25 protein-coding genes are annotated in these 23234 nt (G+C 47.6%); 2 read left to right on the top strand and 23 right to left on the bottom strand.

Annotated elements, in window-relative coordinates; all coding sequences use genetic code 11:
- Nucleotides 1-133: 133 nt before the first annotated feature.
- From MKY23_RS23605 to MKY23_RS23680, 16 genes are all read right to left on the bottom strand, one after another.
- Entirely contained in the window at nucleotides 134-1864 is a 1731-nt protein-coding gene (locus tag MKY23_RS23605) for a glycosyl hydrolase family 18 protein (RefSeq protein ID WP_339832603.1), read from the bottom strand.
- 148 nt (nucleotides 1865-2012) lie between these two features.
- A complete protein-coding gene (perR, locus tag MKY23_RS23610) occupies nucleotides 2013-2438 on the bottom strand; it encodes a peroxide-responsive transcriptional repressor PerR (RefSeq protein ID WP_090924521.1) in 426 nt (141 codons plus the stop codon).
- 157 nt (nucleotides 2439-2595) lie between these two features.
- A complete protein-coding gene (locus MKY23_RS23615; protein WP_339832608.1) occupies nucleotides 2596-4017 on the bottom strand; it encodes a DUF4097 family beta strand repeat-containing protein in 1422 nt (473 codons plus the stop codon).
- Nucleotides 4018-4048: 31 nt separating this feature from the next.
- Nucleotides 4049-4588, bottom strand: a complete 540-nt coding sequence (locus MKY23_RS23620; protein ID WP_154985139.1) for a hypothetical protein — start codon at nucleotides 4586-4588, stop codon at nucleotides 4049-4051.
- A 213-nt stretch (nucleotides 4589-4801) separates the two neighbouring features.
- On the bottom strand, nucleotides 4802-5512 hold the full coding sequence (locus MKY23_RS23625) for an MgtC/SapB family protein (RefSeq protein ID WP_090924508.1): 711 nt from the start codon (nucleotides 5510-5512) through the stop codon (nucleotides 4802-4804).
- Between the two features lie 33 nt (nucleotides 5513-5545).
- Nucleotides 5546-6013, bottom strand: a complete 468-nt coding sequence (locus tag MKY23_RS23630; protein WP_154985138.1) for a GNAT family N-acetyltransferase — start codon at nucleotides 6011-6013, stop codon at nucleotides 5546-5548.
- Between the two features lie 133 nt (nucleotides 6014-6146).
- Nucleotides 6147-7586, bottom strand: coding sequence for an Asp-tRNA(Asn)/Glu-tRNA(Gln) amidotransferase subunit GatB (gatB, locus tag MKY23_RS23635; RefSeq protein ID WP_154891712.1), 1440 nt, complete (start codon nucleotides 7584-7586; stop codon nucleotides 6147-6149).
- A 26-nt stretch (nucleotides 7587-7612) separates the two neighbouring features.
- Entirely contained in the window at nucleotides 7613-9070 is a 1458-nt protein-coding gene (gene gatA, locus MKY23_RS23640) for an Asp-tRNA(Asn)/Glu-tRNA(Gln) amidotransferase subunit GatA (RefSeq protein ID WP_090924505.1), read from the bottom strand.
- A gap of 27 nt (nucleotides 9071-9097) precedes the next feature.
- Nucleotides 9098-9385: an Asp-tRNA(Asn)/Glu-tRNA(Gln) amidotransferase subunit GatC gene (gatC, locus tag MKY23_RS23645; protein WP_090924504.1), complete on the bottom strand. Its 288-nt coding sequence runs from the start codon at nucleotides 9383-9385 to the stop codon at nucleotides 9098-9100.
- A 173-nt stretch (nucleotides 9386-9558) separates the two neighbouring features.
- Nucleotides 9559-9942: an ATPase gene (locus MKY23_RS23650; RefSeq protein ID WP_090924503.1), complete on the bottom strand. Its 384-nt coding sequence runs from the start codon at nucleotides 9940-9942 to the stop codon at nucleotides 9559-9561.
- A 161-nt stretch (nucleotides 9943-10103) separates the two neighbouring features.
- Nucleotides 10104-10328, bottom strand: a complete 225-nt coding sequence (locus tag MKY23_RS23655) for a hypothetical protein (protein WP_090924502.1) — start codon at nucleotides 10326-10328, stop codon at nucleotides 10104-10106.
- Complete coding sequence (locus MKY23_RS23660) at nucleotides 10321-10659, bottom strand: YxlC family protein (protein WP_154891713.1); 339 nt, start codon at nucleotides 10657-10659, stop codon at nucleotides 10321-10323. Before MKY23_RS23660 ends, MKY23_RS23655 begins: the two co-directional genes overlap by 8 nt.
- A gap of 1 nt (nucleotide 10660) precedes the next feature.
- Nucleotides 10661-11191, bottom strand: a complete 531-nt coding sequence (sigY, locus tag MKY23_RS23665) for an RNA polymerase sigma factor SigY (protein ID WP_308723229.1) — start codon at nucleotides 11189-11191, stop codon at nucleotides 10661-10663.
- A 767-nt stretch (nucleotides 11192-11958) separates the two neighbouring features.
- Complete coding sequence (locus tag MKY23_RS23670; RefSeq protein ID WP_253491416.1) at nucleotides 11959-12591, bottom strand: MBL fold metallo-hydrolase; 633 nt, start codon at nucleotides 12589-12591, stop codon at nucleotides 11959-11961.
- 5 nt (nucleotides 12592-12596) lie between these two features.
- Nucleotides 12597-13166, bottom strand: a complete 570-nt coding sequence (locus MKY23_RS23675; RefSeq protein ID WP_253491414.1) for a thioredoxin family protein — start codon at nucleotides 13164-13166, stop codon at nucleotides 12597-12599.
- The gene (locus MKY23_RS23680) at nucleotides 13166-13783 is read right to left on the bottom strand and encodes a DedA family protein (protein ID WP_090924497.1); all 618 of its coding nucleotides are present in this window, start codon (nucleotides 13781-13783) and stop codon (nucleotides 13166-13168) included. Before MKY23_RS23680 ends, MKY23_RS23675 begins: the two co-directional genes overlap by 1 nt.
- 159 nt (nucleotides 13784-13942) lie before the next feature.
- Between MKY23_RS23680 and MKY23_RS23685 the strand changes: the two genes are divergently transcribed.
- Nucleotides 13943-14290 (top strand): dehydrogenase, encoded by a 348-nt coding sequence (locus MKY23_RS23685; protein WP_339832625.1) that lies wholly within the window; start codon nucleotides 13943-13945, stop codon nucleotides 14288-14290.
- Between the two features lie 49 nt (nucleotides 14291-14339).
- Here the strand turns inward: MKY23_RS23685 and MKY23_RS23690 are convergent, their stop codons facing one another.
- From MKY23_RS23690 to yyaC, 5 genes are all read right to left on the bottom strand, one after another.
- Nucleotides 14340-16475, bottom strand: coding sequence for an O-antigen ligase family protein (locus tag MKY23_RS23690; protein ID WP_339832628.1), 2136 nt, complete (start codon nucleotides 16473-16475; stop codon nucleotides 14340-14342).
- 542 nt (nucleotides 16476-17017) lie between these two features.
- Nucleotides 17018-18259 (bottom strand): SAM-dependent methyltransferase, encoded by a 1242-nt coding sequence (locus MKY23_RS23695; RefSeq protein ID WP_339832630.1) that lies wholly within the window; start codon nucleotides 18257-18259, stop codon nucleotides 17018-17020.
- A gap of 122 nt (nucleotides 18260-18381) precedes the next feature.
- The gene (locus MKY23_RS23700) at nucleotides 18382-19107 is read right to left on the bottom strand and encodes a DUF6483 family protein (RefSeq protein WP_154891716.1); all 726 of its coding nucleotides are present in this window, start codon (nucleotides 19105-19107) and stop codon (nucleotides 18382-18384) included.
- A gap of 204 nt (nucleotides 19108-19311) precedes the next feature.
- Entirely contained in the window at nucleotides 19312-20103 is a 792-nt protein-coding gene (locus tag MKY23_RS23705; protein WP_090924492.1) for an alpha/beta hydrolase, read from the bottom strand.
- Between the two features lie 78 nt (nucleotides 20104-20181).
- Nucleotides 20182-20721: a spore protease YyaC gene (gene yyaC, locus MKY23_RS23710; RefSeq protein WP_339832634.1), complete on the bottom strand. Its 540-nt coding sequence runs from the start codon at nucleotides 20719-20721 to the stop codon at nucleotides 20182-20184.
- Between the two features lie 212 nt (nucleotides 20722-20933).
- On the opposite strand from yyaC, the gene MKY23_RS23715 reads away from it, so the two are divergent.
- On the top strand, nucleotides 20934-21155 hold the full coding sequence (locus tag MKY23_RS23715) for a DUF1128 domain-containing protein (RefSeq protein WP_123065974.1): 222 nt from the start codon (nucleotides 20934-20936) through the stop codon (nucleotides 21153-21155).
- Between the two features lie 104 nt (nucleotides 21156-21259).
- Here MKY23_RS23715 and MKY23_RS23720 read toward each other — a convergent pair whose 3' ends face one another.
- Together MKY23_RS23720 and MKY23_RS23725 are read right to left on the bottom strand one after the other, a co-directional pair.
- Complete coding sequence (locus tag MKY23_RS23720; RefSeq protein WP_090924491.1) at nucleotides 21260-21997, bottom strand: pirin family protein; 738 nt, start codon at nucleotides 21995-21997, stop codon at nucleotides 21260-21262.
- A 150-nt stretch (nucleotides 21998-22147) separates the two neighbouring features.
- Entirely contained in the window at nucleotides 22148-23152 is a 1005-nt protein-coding gene (locus tag MKY23_RS23725; protein ID WP_154985129.1) for an asparaginase, read from the bottom strand.
- Nucleotides 23153-23234: the final 82 nt, after the last annotated feature.

The raw sequence follows: 23234 nt of genomic DNA on the forward strand, positions 1-23234 counted from the left end.
ATAGAGTTGCAGGTGTATCTGTTGTTAACACGTTCTGAAACAGTAATCGTCCCAACAAAAAAGACCCGGTATCTTTACCGGGTCTTTTTTGATATGGAAAATGATGAGAATAATAAGTTCGATTTATTTTAATTTATTTAGTATAACCAGCCTCTTTGAGTGTTTCCCATGCCGATGCATTAGCAAAGCTTCTATTCCATGCAGCTACTCCGCCCAGTTTCAACGAAGAAATAAGATCTACCCTTGCTTGCAAGGATACTGCATCTTCGATCCAGATTTTTTTGACAGCGCCATCTTCCTTATACTCTACATAGTTTTGTCCACTTGCTTGATCTAGAACAGGTTTGAGTTTCTTCTCTTTAATTAACTCCTGCACGGAATTCATACCTACCGCTTTGGAGGAAACTTTGATCTCTCCCTGCTCATTCGCTTTTTCAGTCCAAATCCGAGTATATAGAGGAACGGCCATAATCAGCTTGTCTGAAGGCACTTCATCTTCTTCCAGTATGCGGCGCATCGAGGATTCGGTCCATGGCAGGGAGGCAACAGAACCTGCTTTTGGACTGGCTGCCCAGTGCTCGTCATACGCCATCACGACAATATAATCGGCAAAAGCTCCTAATCCACGACGATCCAAAAACGCAGACCACATTTCACTATTTGATTTTGGCGTAACATCCACCGATAACATCAGGCCGTGAATACGAGCCATCGCCTTCATTTCACGTACAAATTGGGTAACATTCGCTCCATCTTTGGTATATACATTTTCAAAGTCGATATTAATACCATCCAGCCGGAACGTTTTAGCATAGTCCAGCATTTGTTCAATGATGTGTGTACGTTTGGCGTAGGTAGACAGTGCCTCCTTCGTGATGTCCGGATCGAAACTGTTATCCATCAATCCCCATACTTCCATCCCTGAACGCTTGGCCCAGTTCACATAGGCTTGATCTCCTTTGCTTTTCACTGAGCCATTGCCATCCGTAATATGGAACCATGTCGGGCTCACTACGTTTACCCCAGGCATCTTGCCAATGGAGCTTACGTCAGGCTGACGATTGTAGACAGCCTCCCACACCAGATTCACCGGTTTGTTTTTCCACTTTTTCTCCGCCGCAGTGGGTGTAAACTTCGGCGTGTCCAGCGTCTTTTTCTCACCTAGAACAAGATGATCATTATCTACATAACCGGCATAACCGTTATCCATCTGCACAAAGCTCTGATCTGTTCCCGTCTGCCACACCCGCACTCTTACATTCTGCTTCATATCCGTGAGAATGGGGGACGACTCTTCTCCGCTCTTATACAACGGAACGGTCTGATCTTCTTTGGATGACAACGTATCAATCGTTGCATATTGGATCGTATCTCCACCGCGCATCAAAATAACGGCTCCTGTTGTCGGATCTTCCTGAACGGTCAGCCCGTACACCTCCTTCAACGGTTGAAGGGGAATATACGCCTCATTAGACTTTACCTCCGGCTTTACTTTCAGCGGATAATTTTGATGATTCAGTTCAGCCTGGGTACTGCCCTCTTTCATATGCAACACTCTCTGCGGAGAAGCGATAATGATATCCCCCGAGTCAGGTTCGTATCGTATTCCCGGATCTACCGTTTCTTGCAACACTTTCACGGGCAGTTTAAGCTGACCACCTGTGCCGGAAGCATCCTCATCCATAAGCTGTCCATCTACAAAAATAGGCTGATTTCTCCCGAGCCAATCCGGGTCCTCATAAACCTTATTCAACCATACGCTGGTAATAAGCCAATAGGCACCACCTGCCACCAAACATGCACCAAGTAACCCTGGCCAAAATGAACGTCGTTTACGACGTGTATATTTGCTTTTTCTACCCAAACGACTACCTCCGTTAATTCCATAGATGATGGTAAACATCCCAAAAATCATAGATATATTCACATGGATGTTTTTCTCAGAACTCTGTATAAATAAAAAACGTGAAGAATCCATACTGAATTCCACACGTTAATATTGTAAATCATCTCTATTGATGCCTGCAACTTTTGCACACACCATATACTTCCAATCGGTGACCATGTACCTCAAATCCGGTGCTTGACTCAGCCTGAAGCTCCACACTCTTTAACGATGGATAACTGAAGTCTTCAATCTTGCCACACTGGTCGCATATCACATGATAATGATCCGTTACATTGGCATCAAAACGGCTTGAATTATCTCCGTAAGTCAGTTCCCGAACCATACCGGCTTCCAGAAACATTTTCAAATTGTTATATACGGTCGCCACGCTCATACTAGGGAATTGGGGTTCAAGTGCCTTGTAAATCTCATCGGCTGTCGGATGCCCCATCGATTCCATCAAATAGTTTAATATGGCATGACGCTGGGGTGTAATACGGACACCGGTCGTTTTGAGCTGCTCCAACGCATGTTGGACACGTGTTGCCATAAAGCCCACCGCCTTACCTTTCATTCTCTGTTTGAAAAAATGAATCTTCGCTGTCATACAGAGTATAATTTCCCGGCTGTACACAACGACAAACGCTCTTTGACGTCATGTAACCTTGCCAGTGTACATTTATTGTACGGCGATTGCAAGTTTATTGTCAACGCGGCGATGCAGGAACTTCGGTCGTATCCTCTTGGGAATTCTGACCTTCACCTGTCGTCTGCTGTCCTTTCCCATTTGTTTCCACAGAATCTTGCAATATGGATTCTGGTGTAGAAACTGCCGGATTACGTTCTACCGTCAGATCACTATTACCTTCAATTTTGATTCTGTATTCTCCCTCACCCAGTTGTCCTTCGATCGTTTTGTTTTTGACGTTGAACGGCATATCCGTCTTCAAATCACCGTAACTGCTGGAGCCCGACAGACTATAATCACCACGTTCAGGGATCACAACGTTAATGGCTCCCACTGCACTATATACATCCCAATCTCCACCGACTTTAGCGGAAACAATGTTAATACTACCATTCAGGGACTGAGCTTTCACGCCCAGATTAGCACCATCCAGTGTAATATTGCCATTCCGGGTTTCAGCTGAAAACTCGCCAAAAGAGTCTGTAATGCTGACATTTCCCACTTGCGTGGTTAAATCTACATCTCCCGAAACACCGCGCGCTTTCATATCGCCACGGTTGCTATCCATGTCCACGTTGCCTATAGCGTTCGCTACGATTACGTCCCCGTTGAGCGTTTTCCCCGAGATATCGCCAACCGCATTCGTAATCCGAATTCGTCCATTGCCTGTCTCGGCAAGAATGGTCTTGATGGCTTCAGGACGGTTTAACAAAATGGCACCATTCGATGTGCGGATATCCAGATTGAAACGGCGGTCGTCTGGAATGGTGATCGTCATATTCATGCGTGGTTGCGTTTTTTCATTTTCACCATACGCCTTACCTGTCGCTTTAATATGAATGACCTTATCCCCTTCCGCTTCTACAAAAGAAGCCGCGGCTACTGCCTTGGCCTGGACTTCAGATGCTTGGTCGACCCAGACAACGGTATTCACTTTAATCTCATCCGTATCTCCCCGCTGGATTGTTATATCTCCGTTCACACCTTCGACCACGATATCCGAAGTATCCATACGGACAGGAACTCCGATCGTGACCTTATCTTCCTTATAACCTGCAGCCTGACTGTAGTCCATTGAGGCAGCTCCCAGATTAAGACTGACGCGGTTCCACAGATGCATGTAGTGATCTTGTTCTGTCACAATAAATACAGAAGCGGTTAGAATCAAAGAGGCCAGAATGCCTTTGGCATCCGGTCTAAAACGTGCTTTTGGGCGCTCATCGGGCGTGGACAAACGATCTAAATCTCGTTTACTTCTCATGCGTGTGCACAGGAACAATACAATCCATTCCACACCCAGAGCCACAAGCAAAAATGGCCACCAATCCACGAATTCGTAGAGGTAGTCTGTGCCCCACTGTTTATCCATTATGAGCAGTACACCAACAGTAGCTATTAGAGCAGCAGCCGTAAAACGTCCTACCCTGATTTTGCGGTTCATTCTTTTCCCTCCTTCCGTCCACATCCGTACCCTATAATTTCTTCTTACGCAACATAACCCAAAATTCCCGGCCGAATAGCAATAAGCCGCCTACGATCAACAGAATAGCAAAAGAATATCCGCCATACATAGCAATCAGATCTTGAAACCAGCGTGGTTTACGGAAGAATAGCACCATCAGTGAACCTCCCACAATTAACAGAAGGCCAAACGAAATGCCACGTTCCCACACCATCATTCGATCCCGCTCAGATCGTTCGCCAACTAGCCGCTTGTCCATATTGCCTTGCGTTACAGCCCGTCGCCTGCGCAGCATAACCCAATCAGCTGATTGCAATACGTCATATACGTTGTAGAAATAAATCACCGGAATACAAAGAGCCAGCAAGATCAGTAGAGGTACATTGATCTGTATGCCGATGGACGAGAAGTATAACAGAGCGGACAAATCAAGCAAAACAAGCAAAATAAAAGTCAATCCGCGCATGTACAGACGTAAATAAATATGTCCCAAGCCCGGAACAATCGCACTTAAAAGCCCCGCAATAAACTTATGTGTTTTATTCCGCACCTTCTTGGGTTTCCTAGTCTTTCCTCTTCTTGCGCGATCTATATGGCCCTTCCCCTTCTTCATAACATGCTCCTTTCTCCAAAAAATGACCGTTACCTCTCATCATGCATTTGGTTAGATAGTACCCTAAAGCGCCTGAAGAGTAACTGGAATAAAAATGGATATTAAGAAAAACCCTCTGCGATGCCAGCACTCAGAGGGTTAAGAATTCCTTTATTCAATCGACACTTTGGTCATGTGTTCCCACTGTCTTAACTTGGAGACAATCTGTATTGTCTTAAAGTCATGCGGCACTTGCACATGCAGTACAATTTCTATTTTCCGCTCAACGGATACAACTTCTGCAAAAGCCAAATCTGGTTCATTCACGGTAATCTTACGAACTCTGATCTTTTCCTGTTCCATAAAAGACGAGACCTTCTCTAATGTCCCTGGTTCGGACAAGGTATGAAGGGTAATGACATGCAGCTTATTGCCGCGCAAATACCTCAGCTCTAATTTGTTAAAAACCCAAAGATTTAAGAGTACCAGCACGGTGGAAACGATGGAGGCAAAAAAGAAGCCAGCCCCTGAGGCAAGACCTATCGCGGCAACCACCCATATCGACGCTGCGGTTGTGAGTCCCGTTATGGACTTACCTGTGAAAAGAATCGTACCTGCTCCTAAGAAACCGACACCAGTGATTACTGCTGTAGCCAGACGCGCAGGATCAATCCGCACGTTTAATTCATGTGCAAAATCTTTAAAACCATAAATAGACAGCATCATAATCAGCGCCGATCCAAGACAAACCAAAATATGAGTTCGTAGTCCAGCAGCATGATTGGAACGTTCACGTTCCAGACCGACGAGTCCACCAAGCAGCATTGCCAGCAATAAACGAAGCAAAATATGCCATTCATCAATAAACCAAGGATTGCTCAACGTTCTAGTTCCTCCTCTAAGTTGTTCACATGCTTAAAGCTTATTCTTATGAAATGTCGTTAATTCCACTCCAGGTGCGATCTCTGCAGCATCGACAGGTTTAAATCCAAACTTCATATATAGATTCACCGCTGCTGTATTCAGCGTTCCTGTGCATACGATATAACGTGGCAGATCGGGATGTTGTTCGAAGACATGCTTCATTAATGAAGCGGCAATCCCTTTGCGAAAGTGGCTGGGATGTACCATCATACGTGTGATGGTTAGTGTGTCCCGTTCTTCCTCCATCACAGCCACTGCGCCAAGCAACTCTCCATCCTGCTTATCAACACATCCGTAAAATGTTTCCCCGCAGTTCTGTAATGTTTCCACCGTATCAAGCAAAGGTGGAATGTCTTGAAATCCGATAATCTTTGCTTCCAATCGGTAAGCCATATGTTGCAACCTCCACAATTGGGCCAACATATCTTCATCACGTAGTGACAATGTTTGAATTCTCATGGTTAAGCAACTCCTCCGTATCAGACTTCATTAGCCGTTAAAACCTAAATAACACGGTGCGTCAGAATTCTTAATACCAAAAAAGAGGCTGTCACAGGGACGAGCCTCTTTCTGTCCGACCTCACTGGAAGGATTAGCGGTTCAATACATCTGCGAGCAGTTGATTAGCAAGGGCCGGATTCGCCTTGCCTTTACTTTCTTTCATAACCTGACCTACGAGGAAACCGATGGCCTTTTGTTTGCCAGCCTTGTAATCCTCGACAGATTGCGGATTGTTTGCAACGACCTGCTCAACAATGGCGAGGATCGCGCCTTCGTCACTGATTTGCACGAGTCCTTTTTCTTCAACGATCTGTTGTGGAAGCTTGCCACTCTCCAGCATTTCCTTAAATACCGTTTTAGCAATTTTGCTGTTGATGGTGCCTTTCTCCAGCAATCCGATCATCTCACCGAGTCCTTGCCCCGTTAGCGGAACTTGCGTTACCTCAAGGTTATTGGTGTTAAGATAACCAAGCAGGTCACCCATAATCCAGTTGGAAACGGATTTGGCATCCTGGGTATATTTCAGACTGTCTTCAAACAGGTCTGCAATCGCTTTGGAAGAGGTGATAACCTCGGCATCATAACTAGGCAGACTGTAATCCGCAGTGTACCGGGCTTTACGCTGATCCGGCAGTTCAGGAATGGAAGCTCTGATGCGTTCCTTCCATTCGGCATCAATATGCAGTTTTACCAGATCCGGGTCTGGGAAGTAACGATAGTCATGCGCTTGCTCTTTGCCACGCATCGACAAGGTTTTGCCCTGAGCTTCATCCCAGCGGCGTGTCTCTTGAACAACTTCTCCGCCGTCATCGAGAATCTCGGCTTGACGATACTGTTCATATTCCAGACCGCGCTGTACACCACGGAAGGAGTTCATATTTTTTAGCTCCGCCCGAGTGCCCAGTTTCTCCTGACCATGTGGACGCAAGCTGATGTTGGCATCACAACGAAGTGACCCCTCTTCCATCTTCACATCAGAAACATCACAGTACTGCATGATCGCACGAAGTTTTTCCAAATACGCACGCGCTTCTTCGGGAGAAGAAATCTCGGGTTCGGATACAATCTCGACCAGAGGAGTTCCGACACGGTTAAAGTCCACAAGTGAGGCATAACCACCATCTACGTGTGTGAGCTTTCCTGCATCCTCTTCCAGATGCAGACGCGTGATACCGATCCGTTTCGTTTCTCCGTTGACTTCGATATCAATCCAGCCATTCTCACCAATCGGCTGATCAAATTGTGAAATCTGATACGCTTTAGGTGAATCCGGGTAGAAGTAGTTTTTACGGTCAAACTTGCTGACATCGGCGATTGTGCAGTTGAGAGCCATTGCGGCTTTCATCGCATAGTCAACGGCCTGACGGTTCAGCACAGGCAATACGCCCGGGTGTCCGAGACAGACCGGACAGGTGTGTGTATTAGGCGGAGCTCCAAAAGCAGTAGAGCAGCCACAGAAAATTTTGGAGTTGGTATGCAACTCCACGTGGACTTCGAGTCCAACGACCGTTTCATATTTAGATGCGGACATTTCTAATTACCTCCGTTCCGGGCAGTCTACAGCTGCGGACGCTGCTTGTGGAATGCTGTATTTTGTTCATACGCATGCGCTACGCGCAGTACGGTTGTTTCATCAAAAGCTTTACCGATAATCTGCAAACCAACAGGTAAACCATCTGCGAATCCGCAAGGAATGCTGACCGCAGGAACACCCGCCAAGCTGACTGGAATGGTCAGAATATCGTTCAGATACATCGTAAGCGGATTGTCTACCTGAGACCCCATCTTAAATGCCGTTGTAGGTGCAGTAGGTCCGATAATCACGTCATACTTGGCAAAAACATCATCGAAGTCCTGTTTGATCAATGTACGTACTTTCTGAGCTTTCAAATAATACGCATCATAGTAACCGGAGCTAAGTGCATAGGTTCCGAGCATAATACGCCGTTTTACTTCCGGACCAAAGCCCTGACTTCTGGACTGGTGGTACAGATCCAGCAAATTCTCCGGATTGTCCGCACGTACACCGTAACGTACACCGTCAAAACGAGCCAAGTTGGAAGAAGCTTCAGAAGAAGCAAGCAGGTAATAGGTAGCTACTGCATATTCGGTATGCGGCAGAGACACTTCTTCCCATGTCGCTCCAAGGCCTTCCAGCACATTCAGTGCGGCAAGAACTTTCTCTTTTACTTGCGGGTCAACGCCTTCACCGATGTACTCCTTCGGTACGGCAATACGCAATCCCTTGACATCACCTGTCAGTCCGCTCAAATAATCCGGGATATCCACCTTGGCAGATGTCGAATCTTTGGCATCATAACCGGCAATGGCTTGCAATACATAAGCAGAATCTTCTACATTTTTGGTCAAAGGACCGATTTGGTCGAGGGATGACGCAAAGGCCACCAAGCCAAAACGGGAAACCAGTCCATAAGTAGGCTTTAAACCGACAATCCCGCAATAGGAAGCAGGCTGACGAATCGAACCTCCCGTGTCTGATCCAAGTGTGAAGTACGCTTCTCCGGCAGCAACCGCTGCAGCAGAACCACCTGAGGAACCACCCGGAACACGATCAAGTGCCCATGGATTATGCACAGGTGAGAAGCTGGAGTTCTCGTTGGAACCACCCATGGCAAATTCGTCCATATTCAGTTTACCCAAGGTTACGGTATCCGCTGCTTTGAGCTTCTCGACAACGGTTGCATCATACACCGGGTCGAAATTACGAAGGAACTGACTTCCGCAAGTCGTACGCAGTCCGTTCGTCACGATATTATCTTTGATACCAACCGGTAAGCCAAACAGCAAACCTTTCTCTTCACCACTGACAAGTCGGTCATCGAGCTGACGAGCGCGTGCGCGTGCGTTCTCCTCGTCCAGTGTCAAATAAGCCTTCACTTTGTCGTCATGCGCGCCGATAGTCTGATACGCCTGATCCACCAGATCACTGACCGATAGTTCTTTGGCGTGCAGCTTGTTATGTAACTCAGGCAACGATTGTTCAAATAAACTCACAGTGCTTGTCCTCCTTCCAATTATCCGTTATTCCATCACAGCAGGCACTTTAAACTGCCCGTCTTCTTCATCTGGTGCGTTGTGCATCACCTGTTCTATGGACAGGCTTTCCTTGGTTTCATCCTCACGCATCACGTTGCTGACATGCAAAACGTGGGTTGTTGGCTCAATATTGTCCGTGTCCAGCTCGTTCAGCTTCTCTGCATATTTTAAGATCGCGTTCAGTTGACCTGTCAGCGTCTGTTCTTCTTCAGCAGTTAGATTGAGCCGAGCCAGCTTGGCCACATGCTGAACGTCATTGTTCGAAATACTCATTACCGGATGCCTCCTTCAATCGTTCTTTGCCTGAGACAAACCTGCAAACGAAGCGTTCGTTTAACGGGCTAAAGTCCCAAGATAACTTTTCTCATTATAGGTGAGTTAGTTCGACAATTCAATGCAAATGCAAAAAAGGAGCCGGCATTAGCCGACTCCTGAAATACTAGTCCTTAAATCCATGCACGCAGATTAACCTGCTTTATAAAATCCGCCTGAGACATTACATCAATCGCGGTTTCTTCTTCCTCTTCCACAGCTTGAGGCTCCCCGTTCATCAGTTGATGAAACAGCTTCTCATTATGTGTCGCAAGGGCGTAATCTATCAACGCTTCTCGCTCGACCCGCTCAGCTTCCTGCTTCAGCAGAACCTCTTCCAGATCGATGTCACCGGATGGAACAAAAAAGTTCCGATTAACCAGCGGCACTCGAAGCACGTAATCGAACGCATTGTCCGGATTCCGGTCATAAGCGATGATGTATCCATATTCCCCCACAGGAAGATTCTGCTCAAACGCATCCGCGACGATGACAACTTTCTCTCCTAATCGTAGCATCGCCTAACCTCCTGGTAGTCTATCATTCATATTTATTTGTATAGTCTACTAGAAAAGAATAACGATGTCTAGGAATACTAGATTTAAACAACATATTTGTGCAAAATCTTTTGGGGTTTTCCTCATGACAACCCCGATCGTTCCCATATCATCTGTTATGTTCACTTCTTGCTGTGTCGTTTCATGTCTGTACGAATGACAACTAACCAGTAAATTAACAGTGGACCTGGAACACTAGTAATGCCCCACAATCCCCATAACCAAGGAAAACGACCTCGTTTACGTGCGTCCAGAAAAATCCAAGTTCCTTGAAACAACAACAGAAGCGCAAGGAATACAAGCAAAACCGGAGGAATCTCTGCTAACGAATAATGCAATCTATTCATGATGCATCGTCTCCTTCCGTTGCCGGACCAACCATAATGCAGCTGCTATAACTGCAATGACTGTGCCCAGAACTTGTATACCCAAATACACGGCAGGAGAAGAAACAAACAACAACGTCGCCAGTGTAATTACCATCAACGCGACAAGCCAGAAACAGATGATCTCAACCAGATTGGCTCTGCGCTTGATACGTCTTTGTTCCCTTACACGGGATTCGAGTGTTGCCAAGGATGGAATATCAGCAGGTTCACAGACATCATCCAGTGCTTTCATAGACTGTTGTAATCGCTGTACGATTTCCTGTTCCTGTGATTCATTCGATCTGCTCATGTTATTCCAGCTCCTTTCTTAATTGACGGAGACCATAAGCTGTCCGAGACTTTGCTGTTCCGGCAGGTATGCCTAACATATCGCCGATCTCATCGTAACTATAACCATAATAATGTTTCAGCAGCACAGTAACACGATGCTCAGGGGTTAGCCTCGTCATCGCGTCCATCACATCTGTCCATTCCTCGTTTCGACTTTCGAGTTGCCAGCGAAAACGACGGATAGCCTGATGGCGAATCAGGTCAAGCCAGCTCTGCTCCCTCTTTTTTCTCCTGATTCTGTCAATGTAGATACGGGTTCCGATGGTGATCATCCATGAAGAAAACGCTGATGTACCATCATAACGCCGAATATTTTCCATACAGCGAATCATGGTGTCCTGCACAATCTCTTCAGCCAGATTAGGATCCATCGTAACTTTCACAAGATATTTATAAACAAACGAGTAATGTCGCTGTAGTAGTGCTGCAAGTGCACTGTCATCGCCCTCTGCCGCTCTGCGCACTTCCTCCAATTCAGCCGTTCTCATCATGATGATCACCCGCTTCCTGTTCAATCTAGAGGTAATACGATAGACTCCGTTCAAACGTTCAACGCTAAATGAAATGTTTTTTTGGGAAGGACTTTATCGTTTCGATTTTGGAGTAATATGAATACGACATTTCCCCGGGCAATCAGACTCCATTTCGGTAATCTTGCAGTTTGTCGAACCACCGCTGATCTCGGGCTCCGTTCTGCAACACACGACTGGTCCATATATTTTGCTGAAGGTTGAGATCTGGTTTAGTACAATCTAATTTAGAATGCCCCTGCTCAGAGCTGCCTTGCTTTGCTTTTCTTAAAATGGAATGATCTGAGTCAGTACAAGGATGACCTACACTCCAATGGGAATGTTTATTTCTATGAATTGGACTCAAACTGCTATTAGGTATGTATGCTTTCTGATGAACCGCTTCCTTAATAACGGAATTCATGACGGAATGTAATTGAAGTCGTCGATCATCAAGACATGTGTATTCTGGCTGTTGCGGCTGAAACATGTTTATTTTCTCCACATCGTTCTCCCTCACTCTCGCTTATGAATATTTATTCCTTATATTCTTCTAAATTCAGCTAAAAAAGGCTGAAAACAAAAAAAGAACGCAAACCGGGTATAGACCACAGTCTGCGTGCTTCGCAAGTTAGGGTATTTCTATTCAACGCTTTAGTTAAGTGATGCCTTAACGCTTGTAATAACTAATTGCTATTCTAATGAAAAAGCTGACACTTGTCCAGACTTAATTCATATATTCTGTCGAATTATCTGGCAGGAACGTAAGGATTATTCTGTTTCTCATATCCTATCGTTGTTTTGGGACCATGTCCCGGATATACCTTAACCTCATCCGGGAAACGATACAACTTATTCTGAATGGAGTCCACCAGATCTCGTTCACGTCCACCTGTGAGGTCCGTTCTGCCTACGCCCATGCGGAACAACACATCTCCAGCAAACAGATCATTTTCGCAAAGGAGACTGACACTCCCTGGAGAATGTCCTGGCGTATGGTATACCTGAAACGTGTGACCAATCAATTGCAACTTCTGACCTTCATCCAAGGCAAACTCTGCCGGATTCGCCGTGATCGGTGGTGTGACTTGCGGCCAATTCAACGACCCGTTCAACTTGGCCGTAGTCAGCCAGTCACTTTCCAGATCATGCAAGTAGACGGGACAGCCCTTCAGCTTACGAATCTCCTCCACACCGCCGATATGATCGAAATGAGCATGGGTCAGAAGAATCGCTTCAATCTCCAGATCCTGAATAGCCTTGAGTAGCGGGCCAGGATTCATGCCTGGGTCAACTATAACAGCTTTACCCGGGTCCTCGCCCTGTAACAGGTAGGCATTGGTTTGCAACGGCCCGAGCGTAAATGTACGAATACTAAGCATATGAATTAAAAACCCGAAATCAGTTCACGCAGCTCACGAATGACCACTGCATGGGACTCCGTTCCTTCCCCATAACGTTTCAAAATCTCTTTGCGCGCTTGGGCCATGTTGTCTTGGTAGTCTGCAGCTTCACGATCAGGATTCAGTCGTTTGAACTCGACCATAACCTCTTGTACGTGTTGTGGGCGCGGCCCCCATTGACCAAGCACATGTCCGCCTGTATCTGCTACGATCACAATCGGCACAGAACGGCCACCCATCGTCAGAAATTCATCCATCACATCCGGATGATTTTCCATAATCAGAACTTCAGTCGGAATGCCTGAAATCTCCAGCGCCTGAAATACGACCGGAATATTACGCACAACGTCACCGCACCAATCGGCTGCCAGAATCAGCACACGAAGGTCGTCACGATAGTTCAGACTTTGGAAAAACTCACGATCCTCTTCGCTTGGCCAGACAAAGCTATCATAGTTCGTCTGAAACTCATTTTGGTTTTTGGTCATACTTGCGATAAATTCCTTCGGTGGCAAACCTTTACCGAATTTGTGAGACAAGTTAGGTTTGGACATTACTTCACACTTCCTCTCTTTTTACGTACATTCATCCATTTGATAACAACATAAATAATCATAAGAGCAAGGGCGACAAGCAGAATCGGCGTAATAAACGGGGCCGCTTTCTCATCTACATGCTTCCACTGATCTCCGAGAATCATCCCTAAATATATAAACAATGCAGTCCAAGGTATAACAGCGAGTGTGGTCAGCAGAATGAATTTGCCTGTGTGCATTTTCGTGATGCCAGCCGGAATCGAAATCGCATGTCTTACGACCGGAACAAATCGCGCAGTGAAAATAACACCTGTGCCGTATTTGCGGAACCACTCTTCAGAATGATCGATGTGTTTTTTCTGGATCAATATGTATTTACCGTAGCGCTCAAGTACAGGTCTGCCGCCATAACGACCGATCCAGTAAATAAACAGCTGAGCCAACACTCCGCCCACTGTACCGAAAATCATCGCACCGAAGAAGTTAATGTTATGCTGAGAAACGAGAAAACCACCATATGCTAGCACAATTTCACTTGGGATAACCTCCAGCATTAACCCGAGCATGATGCCAAAGTATCCGAGACTTTGAATCCAGTCGAATAATTGGCTGACAATGCTATGAATAACGTCCATCTCAACCCTCTTTCTTTTTCCTGAATGGTGGTGCCCTGCCGCACCATGGATGTTCGTCCTTATTTTATCACAGCCCCCTGAACGTGGCTACTTGCGAGAACGGGACAGTGTCCCGCAGGCACTACTCCGCATATGGTATGGGGAGAGGAGTGTGGGAACGTGTCATTTAAATCTGCGCCCGGGTCTCCCCCGGTCAAGCATAAGCAATCCGGCCAAAATTTGCCCTCCGCCCGAGGCATTCGTCGTGCCTGCAGCAAGGAATTATACCGGACATCCAAGCGGTTGAAATTGTATGTCTCTCCAGAACGTATGAAACAGGCCGAGGAAAAATACTACGCCAAAGTTATTGCGAATCTGCTCTGGATCGGAGAAAACCGCAATGATCGTAAAAAACTGTGCGAATGGTGGAATAACGAAGTCAGCGCAGATATTGCTGCGCTCTGGGACGTTGAGGTTGAACCGCTGAAAGAAGCTTTCAAACATGCCTTTGGTGGTTACCGTCTGTAGAAAAGTTTGAACAGGCCGGCGAAAGCATTCTCGTCCGCCTGTTCAAGACCTACTTAGATAAGCAAAAGCACCCCGCAGCAATTCTGTGCAAATTCTCTGCTGTCAACGAAGATGAAGGATGCAATTGAAAACGACGATCGTTACGCATTCGTTCTGTATTTACCTGTGATGCCAACTCTTTGTAACGTTCATATATTTCTATTCCTAGCGCCGCAGTCTTTTGGGCTTGTCGGACTTTTCCTTCTGAAATCTCACGCATCGTCGCCTGTTCCATCCAGTAGAGCACCGTTCTCTGGGTTATAGCATCATAACGATTAAAGGTAATGGCTGAAATGAAATATTCCCCCGCTTGCTCCCCTTCTCCGGATTTGGCTTCTAATCGGCCAAGCTCCACATAGAGGTCAGAATTACCAGGTGAACGGGACAAGCTGTTCAATAAGATGAATTCGGCTTCCGCTTGAGGCAACATATGTGCAAGAGAAATCGCCAAATCAGGCCGATCCGGATTCAAACGATGTGCTGATTGAAGATACTGGATACTCGCTGTTGTTCCCATTGGCTCAGTGAGTGCGTGACGATATTGCATATCCGCCCATGCGTAACGTGCTGTGATCCAGACGGTACTTCCCAGCCAGCATGTAAGCATAATTACGACTGCATATCGTTTGACATGGCCTGATATGACGTAAGAAAACGAAGTACGAGTCCAGGTACGGATGTAGCTACAAACGTAGGCATAAATGTGGGTCTGAGCACTGTGATTCGTAAGACAGTGTTGATGCGATGAAACTGGCTCCGCTTCTATTCTCAGCGCAACCGCCCATGCCGCGAGCCAGATGAAGAGCATCCAGCTGAGTGCATAACTCCAGTCGAAGTCCAAGATTCCATGCAGGACGAAGACAAGCACGGGCGGCAGTAGCCGCGGTGCGAAGCGGCGGATACTGCGCAGGGTGAAGAGTATCCACCCTGCAATCAGCGCGATGCCGAGCAGGCCCGTATCCAGGGCCAGGTCGAGCAGCCCGCTGTGTACCTCGCCGCCGACATACGGCGAGGACTGGATGGCGCGAAACATGTTGCGCCATGTATCCCCTCCGTGGCCGAGCCATGCGGCCTCGGTCCATAACCGCAGGGCATCCCGCCACAGCTGCAGGCGGGATGCCCCTGTGCCGACACCCGCCGCGAAACGTTCGGCGGTGGAGGCTGCGGCCATCAGTGCGGCGGCGATGCACGCCAGCACGGTGGCCGCAAGAGCAGTGGCGCGCCCGGCTGGGCCGCCGCTGTGCCAGAGACGGCACAGCAGCAGCGTGCCGAGCAGCGCAGCTGCCCATGCCCCGGCCAGTGCCAGCAGGCCGGGCACGGGTGCAGGCGCCAGCTGGGCAGCAGCCAGCTGGCGGTAGAGCCAGGCCGCGCAAGCCAGGGGCGCGGCCAAGGCCAGCAGCAGCGGCAGGCGGGCACCGCGCCGCTGCAAGAAGGCGGCGGCCGCGGCACAGCCGGCCGCTAGCCAGGCGCCGCGCGACTCGCTCAGCAGGAGCGCGGCTTGCGCGGGCATGAGCGGCAGCACCGCCGCGAAGAGCCGGCGTGCCGGGACGGCTCGCCCGGCCAGCACCCCCGCGGCTGCCGTCAGCCGCTCCAATGCGTACATGCCAACAACGGCACCGTACGCATTGGGGTACTGCAGCAATCCGCCGAGCCGGGCACCGGCGGAGCTGATCTCGGGGTCATCTGTCCGCATGACCCCGTAGGGCAGCGGCAGCACACCGCACACGGCTAAAATGCCGCTTAGCACAAGCACGCCGCCTACCAGCTGCCAGCCAAAGGCCAGCCAGCGCACACCACCCTTACTCGCTGCCAGCAACACAGCGAGCAGGGCAAACATCGCGAGCAAGCTCCAGCGCAGCATCTCATGGATACTGCCCTGCGTACTTACCGAGCCTGCCCAAGCATGCAGGGCATAACACACCATCATTGCCAAAGGAAACCCTACATGCACTAAATCTACGACTCCCAGCCGAGTGGATTCCGACCGAACGGAGGCGATGCCATCAATTCCCCTTATCAGTACGCCTCGTTTATACACCACAAGAGAGAACAGCACGACAACACCAGTCATCAGAATAACGGGGTACAGGTCAGCCGGATGGAACAATCCTCTTCGCAAACATCCTGCCAGCAATATAGCTGCCATGCTTAAACCTAAGACTGCAATCCACCATCTGTATTCACGATTACGCTTCTCACTACCCTTACTCCCCATTTCAATCTCACAACTGGACGCTGATGCCCCGTGCCCAGAGATCAAGAAACGGCGTGGACTGGCTATATCGTTATATGTATTGTGCCGATCTCTGAAATAGCACCCGTTTTTCGGAGGATTACTTGTGCTCACATTCATACTCACTCCCACGAATTCTGATCCGTCAGAGGTTCGCTCTCTGTCCTTCACCCCCATCTCCTACTTCCTTCATTTATTTGAAAATAAAAAAAGGCAGAAGAATCCCTCTTAGGGTCCTTCAGCCTTGGTTTACATCCTTAACCATTATGAACTTTTTCACGCATCATGCCGACATCAATGGCATCCTATATCTTGCACATCAAGTAAAGCGACCCTGGTACCAGTATGTCCCCTTCTTCAGGTATACAGACCAGTCGTGCACGAAACATCCCTACTTTGGTTCTTCTTGTGTTCTCTTTTGAACCCTTTCTCATCCATTACCTGCATGCCAAACATTAGTGAAGATTACATTTCGCAGACCGCTCTAAGTTTTCCCTGTCCACTTTCCCACCAGTTATGCTTCCTTCAACAGGTAGCAGATCCGCACAAGCACGTTCCAGATATGGATCGGCATGAATGAAATCACGGAATGCAGTGTACTCGTCCCACATGTCCTTCACTTGACCCGCCTGACCGCGAACGGCGCGAATCAGAATATTTTTCGGTGTATTCTCCAGATCAATGAATTCGAGCAACTGTGTTTTATATCCCATAATATCCAGCAGTTTGGCGCGAATCGCATCTGTTGCCAGTGCGGAGAAACGCTCCTTCAAAATGCCGTGAGACAGCAGCGGGTTCATCACCGGAGACTCTACCTGGTCATACAGTTCATGCTGACAACAAGGAACCGACAGAATGACAGAAGCTCCCCAGCGCACTGCTTTCTCCAAGGCCGCATCCGTCGCCGTATCACAAGCATGGAGAGTAACAACCATATCCACTTCGTTCAGTTCATCATAATCCGCAATGTCACCAACGAGGAATTTCAGATCACCGTAATGCAAACGTCTGGCCAGATCATTACAGTGTTCAATAACATCCGCCTTTAGATCCAGACCGATGATGTTAAGCGAACGTCGCTGTTGTACGGACAAATAATGATACAGGGCAAAAGTCAGATACGACTTGCCGCAGCCAAAATCTACAATCGTCAGCGGACGTCCTTCCGGCAGATGAGCAATAACATCCTGCACCATCTCAAGGAAACGGTTGATCTGCCTGAACTTATCGTACTTACGTGCAAGCACACGTCCTTCCTCGTTCATAATCCCAAGTTCAACGAGGAAAGAAACCGGAACGCCCTCTTCAAGTACATATTGCTTTTTGCGATTATGGGACAGATCCACCGCTGTTTTGGATGGGGATTTGGTCAGAATCGATACTTTATATTTTTTGCTGATCAAAATTTGATAATCCGCATCTGCCGTACACAGCAATCCCTGACGGAACGTCTCTTCACACAACAAAGTCATACGCTCCAGCGCTTCAGCCAGGGTCAAATTCTCATGCAGCACTTTATTCGCATAATGAAAAGCAAACTGATAATGAAGCTGATTCTTCAGCGTAACCGGCTTCACCTGCACTTTGGTAAACGAGACATTGTCCCGTCTGCGCAGCTGACTCCAGGTCGCCGTAATCAGCGAGTTCTGTTCAAAAATATCTTGTATAAGCTTTCGCAACGAATCCACGGGGTACATCTCACTTTCGGTTTGGTTTGGTCAACCGTTACCATACCATAATTCCGTTCCCTCTCCAAGTGAAGAGCTACGCTCCATTAGTTCAGTCATCAGATATTCTATAAGTTCAGCGATCCATTCGGTTATTCTTCTGTTACGACCTGCTGACGTTTGGTTTCCACTGCTGTAATCTGTGCCAGCCCCTCCTCGACCTCAGCCCGCGGCAAACCGCCCTGTTCAAGCTGCTCATCCGTAAGTTCCGTCAACCTCTGATAAAATGCTCGCGCGTCCTCTTCATACTGTACCGGATAATCCGCATCAAGATGCATCAGTCTGTACCAGCCATTCTCCGCCGCATCATATCGGCCCTGTTGCTCCCGATATAACGCAAGTTGCTTCTCCGTTCGCGCAGGAAGCTCATATCCCTTAATTTGCTCTATAATTCCTTCTATACGGTCAGGCACCTGTAATAACTCGCGATTAGCACCCTGATTTTGGGCGTACAGGTAAAAATGTAAAGCTCGCATTAAACGAACAAGCGCCGCATCTTCTGCATCCATTTTCTCCTCATCATCAATGCCTTCGACTCTGGCCTTCTCGTGATAGATATATGCTTCTTCCTCAATCAGTCTCGCCGCTTGCTGCAGATTGTCCACCTCAATGACGCCGCGAAAACGGAACATCTCAATCACATCCTCTGCAGGCAGAGAGTTCAGCAGATTGAGATTCATGCCAAATTGTCTGCGCATTAACTCATCCAGTTCAGATAAAGCCTCCGTATGTTTACGTTGTTGTCTAAGCGTAAAAGCCTTGCCAATCGCCTCTGTCATTTCCTCCATCATGCGGAGCAGATAATCCTTCCTGAACATCGGTGCGCCCCCTTATATCTTCACTCATTTATCGCATACTTTATATCGCGTATTCATATGATTTATTTTAATTCATGCCGTGAAAAAAAGCGAAAGTCCTGCTCTCCTGCTTCCGAAGCCGGTCAGCAAACACATCAAAGCCCCTGCTTGTCCATATGGACACACAGGGGCTGCATATACAAACTCGATTGAGTGATCTTATGGTTAGTCAGACAATCCCGTCATAAACTGTTGAATTACCTGAATCAATTGTTCCGGCGCTTCATACATACTCATATGTCCTGCACCTGCAATGGTGGCCTGCACAATATGAGGCTTGTCACTCGTAAAAGTACGTTCCGGTGGAATCAGCCCATCCTTCTCCCCTGCTACAAGTAATACTGGAAGCGGTGTGGCAGACAATACATCACGGCGATCTGGACGTTCACGCATAGCCAGTGCCGCGCCAACCGCACCTTGAGGGGCAGTTTGATACCCAATTTCCTTCACACGATTCACATGTGCCGACATCGATTCAATATGCTCTGGAGCGAACAGACCAGGTACCAGCCCGTCCACAAAATTCACAATGCCTTCGGTCTGAATCGTAGATACTGCACGCAAACGTTTCTCCTTCGCTTCGTCGCCGTCCGGATACGCAGTTGAATGGATCAAACCGAACGCGTTGAGTCGCTCCGGATGGTGCTGTGCAATGGAGAGTGCAATATATCCGCCCATGGAATGTCCCAGAATCACTGCTTTTTCCACGTCTAGCTCATCGAGCAATTGCAACACATCGTTGCCCATCTGTTCAATGGTGTAACTGCCTACAGGTGCATCCGTTTTGCCGTGCCCACGCAGATCAGGTACGATACAACGATAGCTGCGGGCCAGCTCCGGTACTACTTCATCCCAATAGGATGAACTACCGCAGTAACCGTGAAGCAGTACAAGCACTTCTCCCTTACCCTGCTCAGCATAACAAATCGTTGTTCCATCACACATCACTTTTTCCATATTAATCCCTCTCTCTGCGCGAATGTAATATTTCAGGTTGTATATTATTAAGCATTCATCTCATAAATGAAACGTTTATCATACATTCCAGGCTTCCGTCACCGCATCTGCAATCGTTTGTGACATGCCCATGACCAAGTACAGCGAAGTCATCTGCAAAATCGAATAGGGTCTTGGTCCGTTAGCATTTACTACTGCAGCTACACTGTATTCTCCAACAGGTGGCAAATGACCCCCAACGGATTGGGCAGGGCGCAAGGATGTTGCCGATACATAGTATGTCCCGGTAGCATCTTTTGGGCCCAAACATGCATCTATTGCTATAACCTTATGGTGTGAAGGAATGTGGGCCAGTCTCTTTTCAAGAGTATCTGCATCACAAGGCGTTGCCAGTGTACCGATTACATGAGGTATGCCACGCTCCTCCAGCAAAGCCCCCGTCATCGGTCCAAGAGCATCCCCGGTCGAGCGATCTGTGCCGATACATAGAAACGTAATCTCGTCCAGTTTATGGAGCTCGGAGATCTCCTTGAAAAAAAGGGCCATCTTGTCTCCAGGCACGCCTTTGCGTACACCTCGGCTCTGTTGCCGGACAAGTTCCCGTTTATATAAAGCCAAACTGAATTCCTCCTTGTTACACATGAGAATATTGGACAACCCTAGTGCTACCTTTACTTCCAGTCGTTGTGATCTATTCTCATATTGTAACCGATGCTCCATTCTCCCGCAAAATCATTAGCTTGTCCCCTTCCACTCATGCTACAATAACAGAAGTTCCGTTTGGACAAATGAGCAACCCATCTCCGGAGATGGAAAGGATGAAGTTAACGATGGATTTAACACAAGCAACAGCAGAAAATATGGAATATATGATTGAAGCGATCAAAACCAAGCTGCGGATGGCCAGTGGTGCCGCGATGCAAGCTTCAGCGTTCCCGCTTGAGAAATATGAAGATTTGCAGGATTTGTACGAAATGGTGATGAGCAAAGAACATTTGAGCATCTCCGAAGTAGAAGCGGTTGCTTCTGAACTCGGTAAACTCCGCAAATAAACTTCTCTCTCCGCATGCGATCTTCACACCTGGCACAAGATGAGCAACAAAAAGGACCTGTCTTACATCAGAACACTGATGCAGGACAAGTCCTTTTTGTTGTATTAAGGAAGATCCACAAGTACGAATTCAGCAGGCTCGCTGCCCGTACTTGTCATTTGTAAATCACAGCTTTTACGGATACGGGCCGCATCTCCGGGCTTGAGATTAAAGTTTCCGTCGGAACACTGCATTTCGAGATGTCCGTTAATGAGAAACAAATGTGTACGACGCTCCTCATGTTGCGGAAACATTAATTTCTTTCCTGACTCCAGCTTGGATAGATAACAGGTTACATCCTGAGCGATGCGAAGTGAGTTTTCTTCTATCGATTCATCCGTTTGGCCAGATGCACCTGACACAACTGGACATAGCCGGTTGAGCTGGGCGGACTCTTCTATTTTCCGATAAGCATAAGATGGCTTCAGCATGCGCTGAGAGGGCAAAAACCACATTTGCAAGAAACGTACCGGTTCATCCGTGGCTGGATTGGTTTCGGAGTGCTCTACGCCTGTGCCTGCACTCATCACCTGAACTGTCCCCGCTTCGAGCAACTGTTCTGTGCCCATACTGTCTGTATGTTTAAGCGTGCCTGATATCACGTAACTGACAATTTCAAGGTCGTGATGTGGATGTTTCTTAAAGCCTTCTTGCGGCATCAGTATGTTGTCGTTGTGGGCTAACAGACAGCCAAAATGAGCATTGCTCGGGTCCTCATAATCCGCAAAGGAAAAGCTGAATTCGCTGTGTATCCAACCGCGATCCGACGTGTGTCTTTCTTCCGATGTCACTACTTTAATCATATTCATCCACCTCCAGAGGATTGGAACTGCCGTATGGCAATAATCCATGCGTGTTCAAAATGATATAGGTCAATACCAGTTGGTATGTGATCTTTACCCGGGGTCCGGTCATTCTAATCACGTTCCTTCTAAAGGTTACACGCTATCTTTTCATGAGTGGAGCACAAATTCACTATCCATCCGACCCACTATAGTGCCTGCATCATTACGAATGTCTGCAGAAAATACTTCAGCCAAGCGTGCAATGGTTTTAGGGTTGGAATAGTTTAGTTGCTTCAATATCGATTGTGCAATGGAAGCCCATTCTTCCTCAGAGCCATCCAGCACTTTGAAGGTGATGCCCAATCTTTCTTTTTTCAGTGCAAAACCAAATACACCCTTGAATCCGCCTTTGGCGACAATATTATCGTCTTCCAGCAACACCGAATCCACCCGATTCTGGCCACCGACCATCAGAGGGTGCTGATTCATAGCCGAAGTGATCGTCTTTACAGCCATGCGTGTAGGCTCATCTGCAATCAGGTCAGGACATGCGAGCTTGAGATATGCATTGGCCAGTGCAGACAAAGGTAGCGAAAATACCGGAAATCCACAGCCATCCGTCCCTAGTTGAATCTCTTTTTCTTCAATGCCTGCGAGACCTGCCAGTGTTTCTAGGATTTCTCGTTGCACTGGATGATCCGGCTCGGCATAGCTGCTCAAATCAAGTTTTCTCATCTGGCTATAACCCAGAATGCCCAGATGTTTCCCCGAACAGTTATGCAATATTCTGCGTTTCTCTCCTTGCGCCCTCAACCAGTTATTGCGGCTTTCTTCATTAAGCGGATAGCTTGGTGCACAGATCAGACATTCCTCACCAAGTCCGATTTTATGAGCCAGATGCTCCAGCACTTGAATATGCTCCGGCTCAGAGCGATGTGATGAAGCCATGATTGCAATCTCTTGTGGCTTAAGACTATAATGTCGATCAATTCCGGCCCGAATACCTGGAATCGCTTGAAAAGGTTTGGCCGATGAACGTGTGAACGCTCTGAAATGAGGATCACCAGCCGAATATACAACCCGGCCATGCTCATCTGTAATACATATGTGTCCGTAGTGAGCGCATTCCATCACGCCCGCACGGTATTCTTTAACTAACAAAGCACTCTCCACGCGAGTTTCTCTCCTTTAAATTGCTAATTTCTTCTCTGCTTTGCTTCACGGCGCCGCATGGGATATCCTCATTAGTATAGTA

It is taken from the genome of Paenibacillus sp. FSL R7-0272 (genome assembly GCF_037969905.1).
GTDB classification, from domain to species: Bacteria; Bacillota; Bacilli; order Paenibacillales; family Paenibacillaceae; genus Paenibacillus; species Paenibacillus polysaccharolyticus.

Coding starts and splice junctions, on each gene's coding strand:
- perR (WP_090924521.1), bottom strand. CDS start 2,438: ATGGCAACACGTGTCCAACATGCGTTGGAGCAGCTCAAAACGACCGGT.
- MKY23_RS23615 (WP_339832608.1), bottom strand. CDS start 4,017: ATGAACCGCAAAATCAGGGTAGGACGTTTTACGGCTGCTGCTCTAATA.
- MKY23_RS23630 (WP_154985138.1), bottom strand. CDS start 6,013: ATGAGAATTCAAACATTGTCACTACGTGATGAAGATATGTTGGCCCAA.
- gatB (WP_154891712.1), bottom strand. CDS start 7,586: ATGTCCGCATCTAAATATGAAACGGTCGTTGGACTCGAAGTCCACGTG.
- gatC (WP_090924504.1), bottom strand. CDS start 9,385: ATGAGTATTTCGAACAATGACGTTCAGCATGTGGCCAAGCTGGCTCGG.
- MKY23_RS23650 (WP_090924503.1), bottom strand. CDS start 9,942: ATGCTACGATTAGGAGAGAAAGTTGTCATCGTCGCGGATGCGTTTGAG.
- MKY23_RS23655 (WP_090924502.1), bottom strand. CDS start 10,328: ATGAATAGATTGCATTATTCGTTAGCAGAGATTCCTCCGGTTTTGCTT.
- MKY23_RS23660 (WP_154891713.1), bottom strand. CDS start 10,659: ATGAGCAGATCGAATGAATCACAGGAACAGGAAATCGTACAGCGATTA.
- sigY (WP_308723229.1), bottom strand. CDS start 11,191: ATGATGAGAACGGCTGAATTGGAGGAAGTGCGCAGAGCGGCAGAGGGC.
- MKY23_RS23670 (WP_253491416.1), bottom strand. CDS start 12,591: ATGCTTAGTATTCGTACATTTACGCTCGGGCCGTTGCAAACCAATGCC.
- MKY23_RS23675 (WP_253491414.1), bottom strand. CDS start 13,166: ATGTCCAAACCTAACTTGTCTCACAAATTCGGTAAAGGTTTGCCACCG.
- MKY23_RS23680 (WP_090924497.1), bottom strand. CDS start 13,783: ATGGACGTTATTCATAGCATTGTCAGCCAATTATTCGACTGGATTCAA.
- MKY23_RS23690 (WP_339832628.1), bottom strand. CDS start 16,475: ATGGCAGCTATATTGCTGGCAGGATGTTTGCGAAGAGGATTGTTCCAT.
- MKY23_RS23695 (WP_339832630.1), bottom strand. CDS start 18,259: ATGTACCCCGTGGATTCGTTGCGAAAGCTTATACAAGATATTTTTGAA.
- MKY23_RS23700 (WP_154891716.1), bottom strand. CDS start 19,107: ATGTTCAGGAAGGATTATCTGCTCCGCATGATGGAGGAAATGACAGAG.
- MKY23_RS23705 (WP_090924492.1), bottom strand. CDS start 20,103: ATGGAAAAAGTGATGTGTGATGGAACAACGATTTGTTATGCTGAGCAG.
- MKY23_RS23715 (WP_123065974.1), top strand. CDS start 20,934: ATGGATTTAACACAAGCAACAGCAGAAAATATGGAATATATGATTGAA.
- MKY23_RS23720 (WP_090924491.1), bottom strand. CDS start 21,997: ATGATTAAAGTAGTGACATCGGAAGAAAGACACACGTCGGATCGCGGT.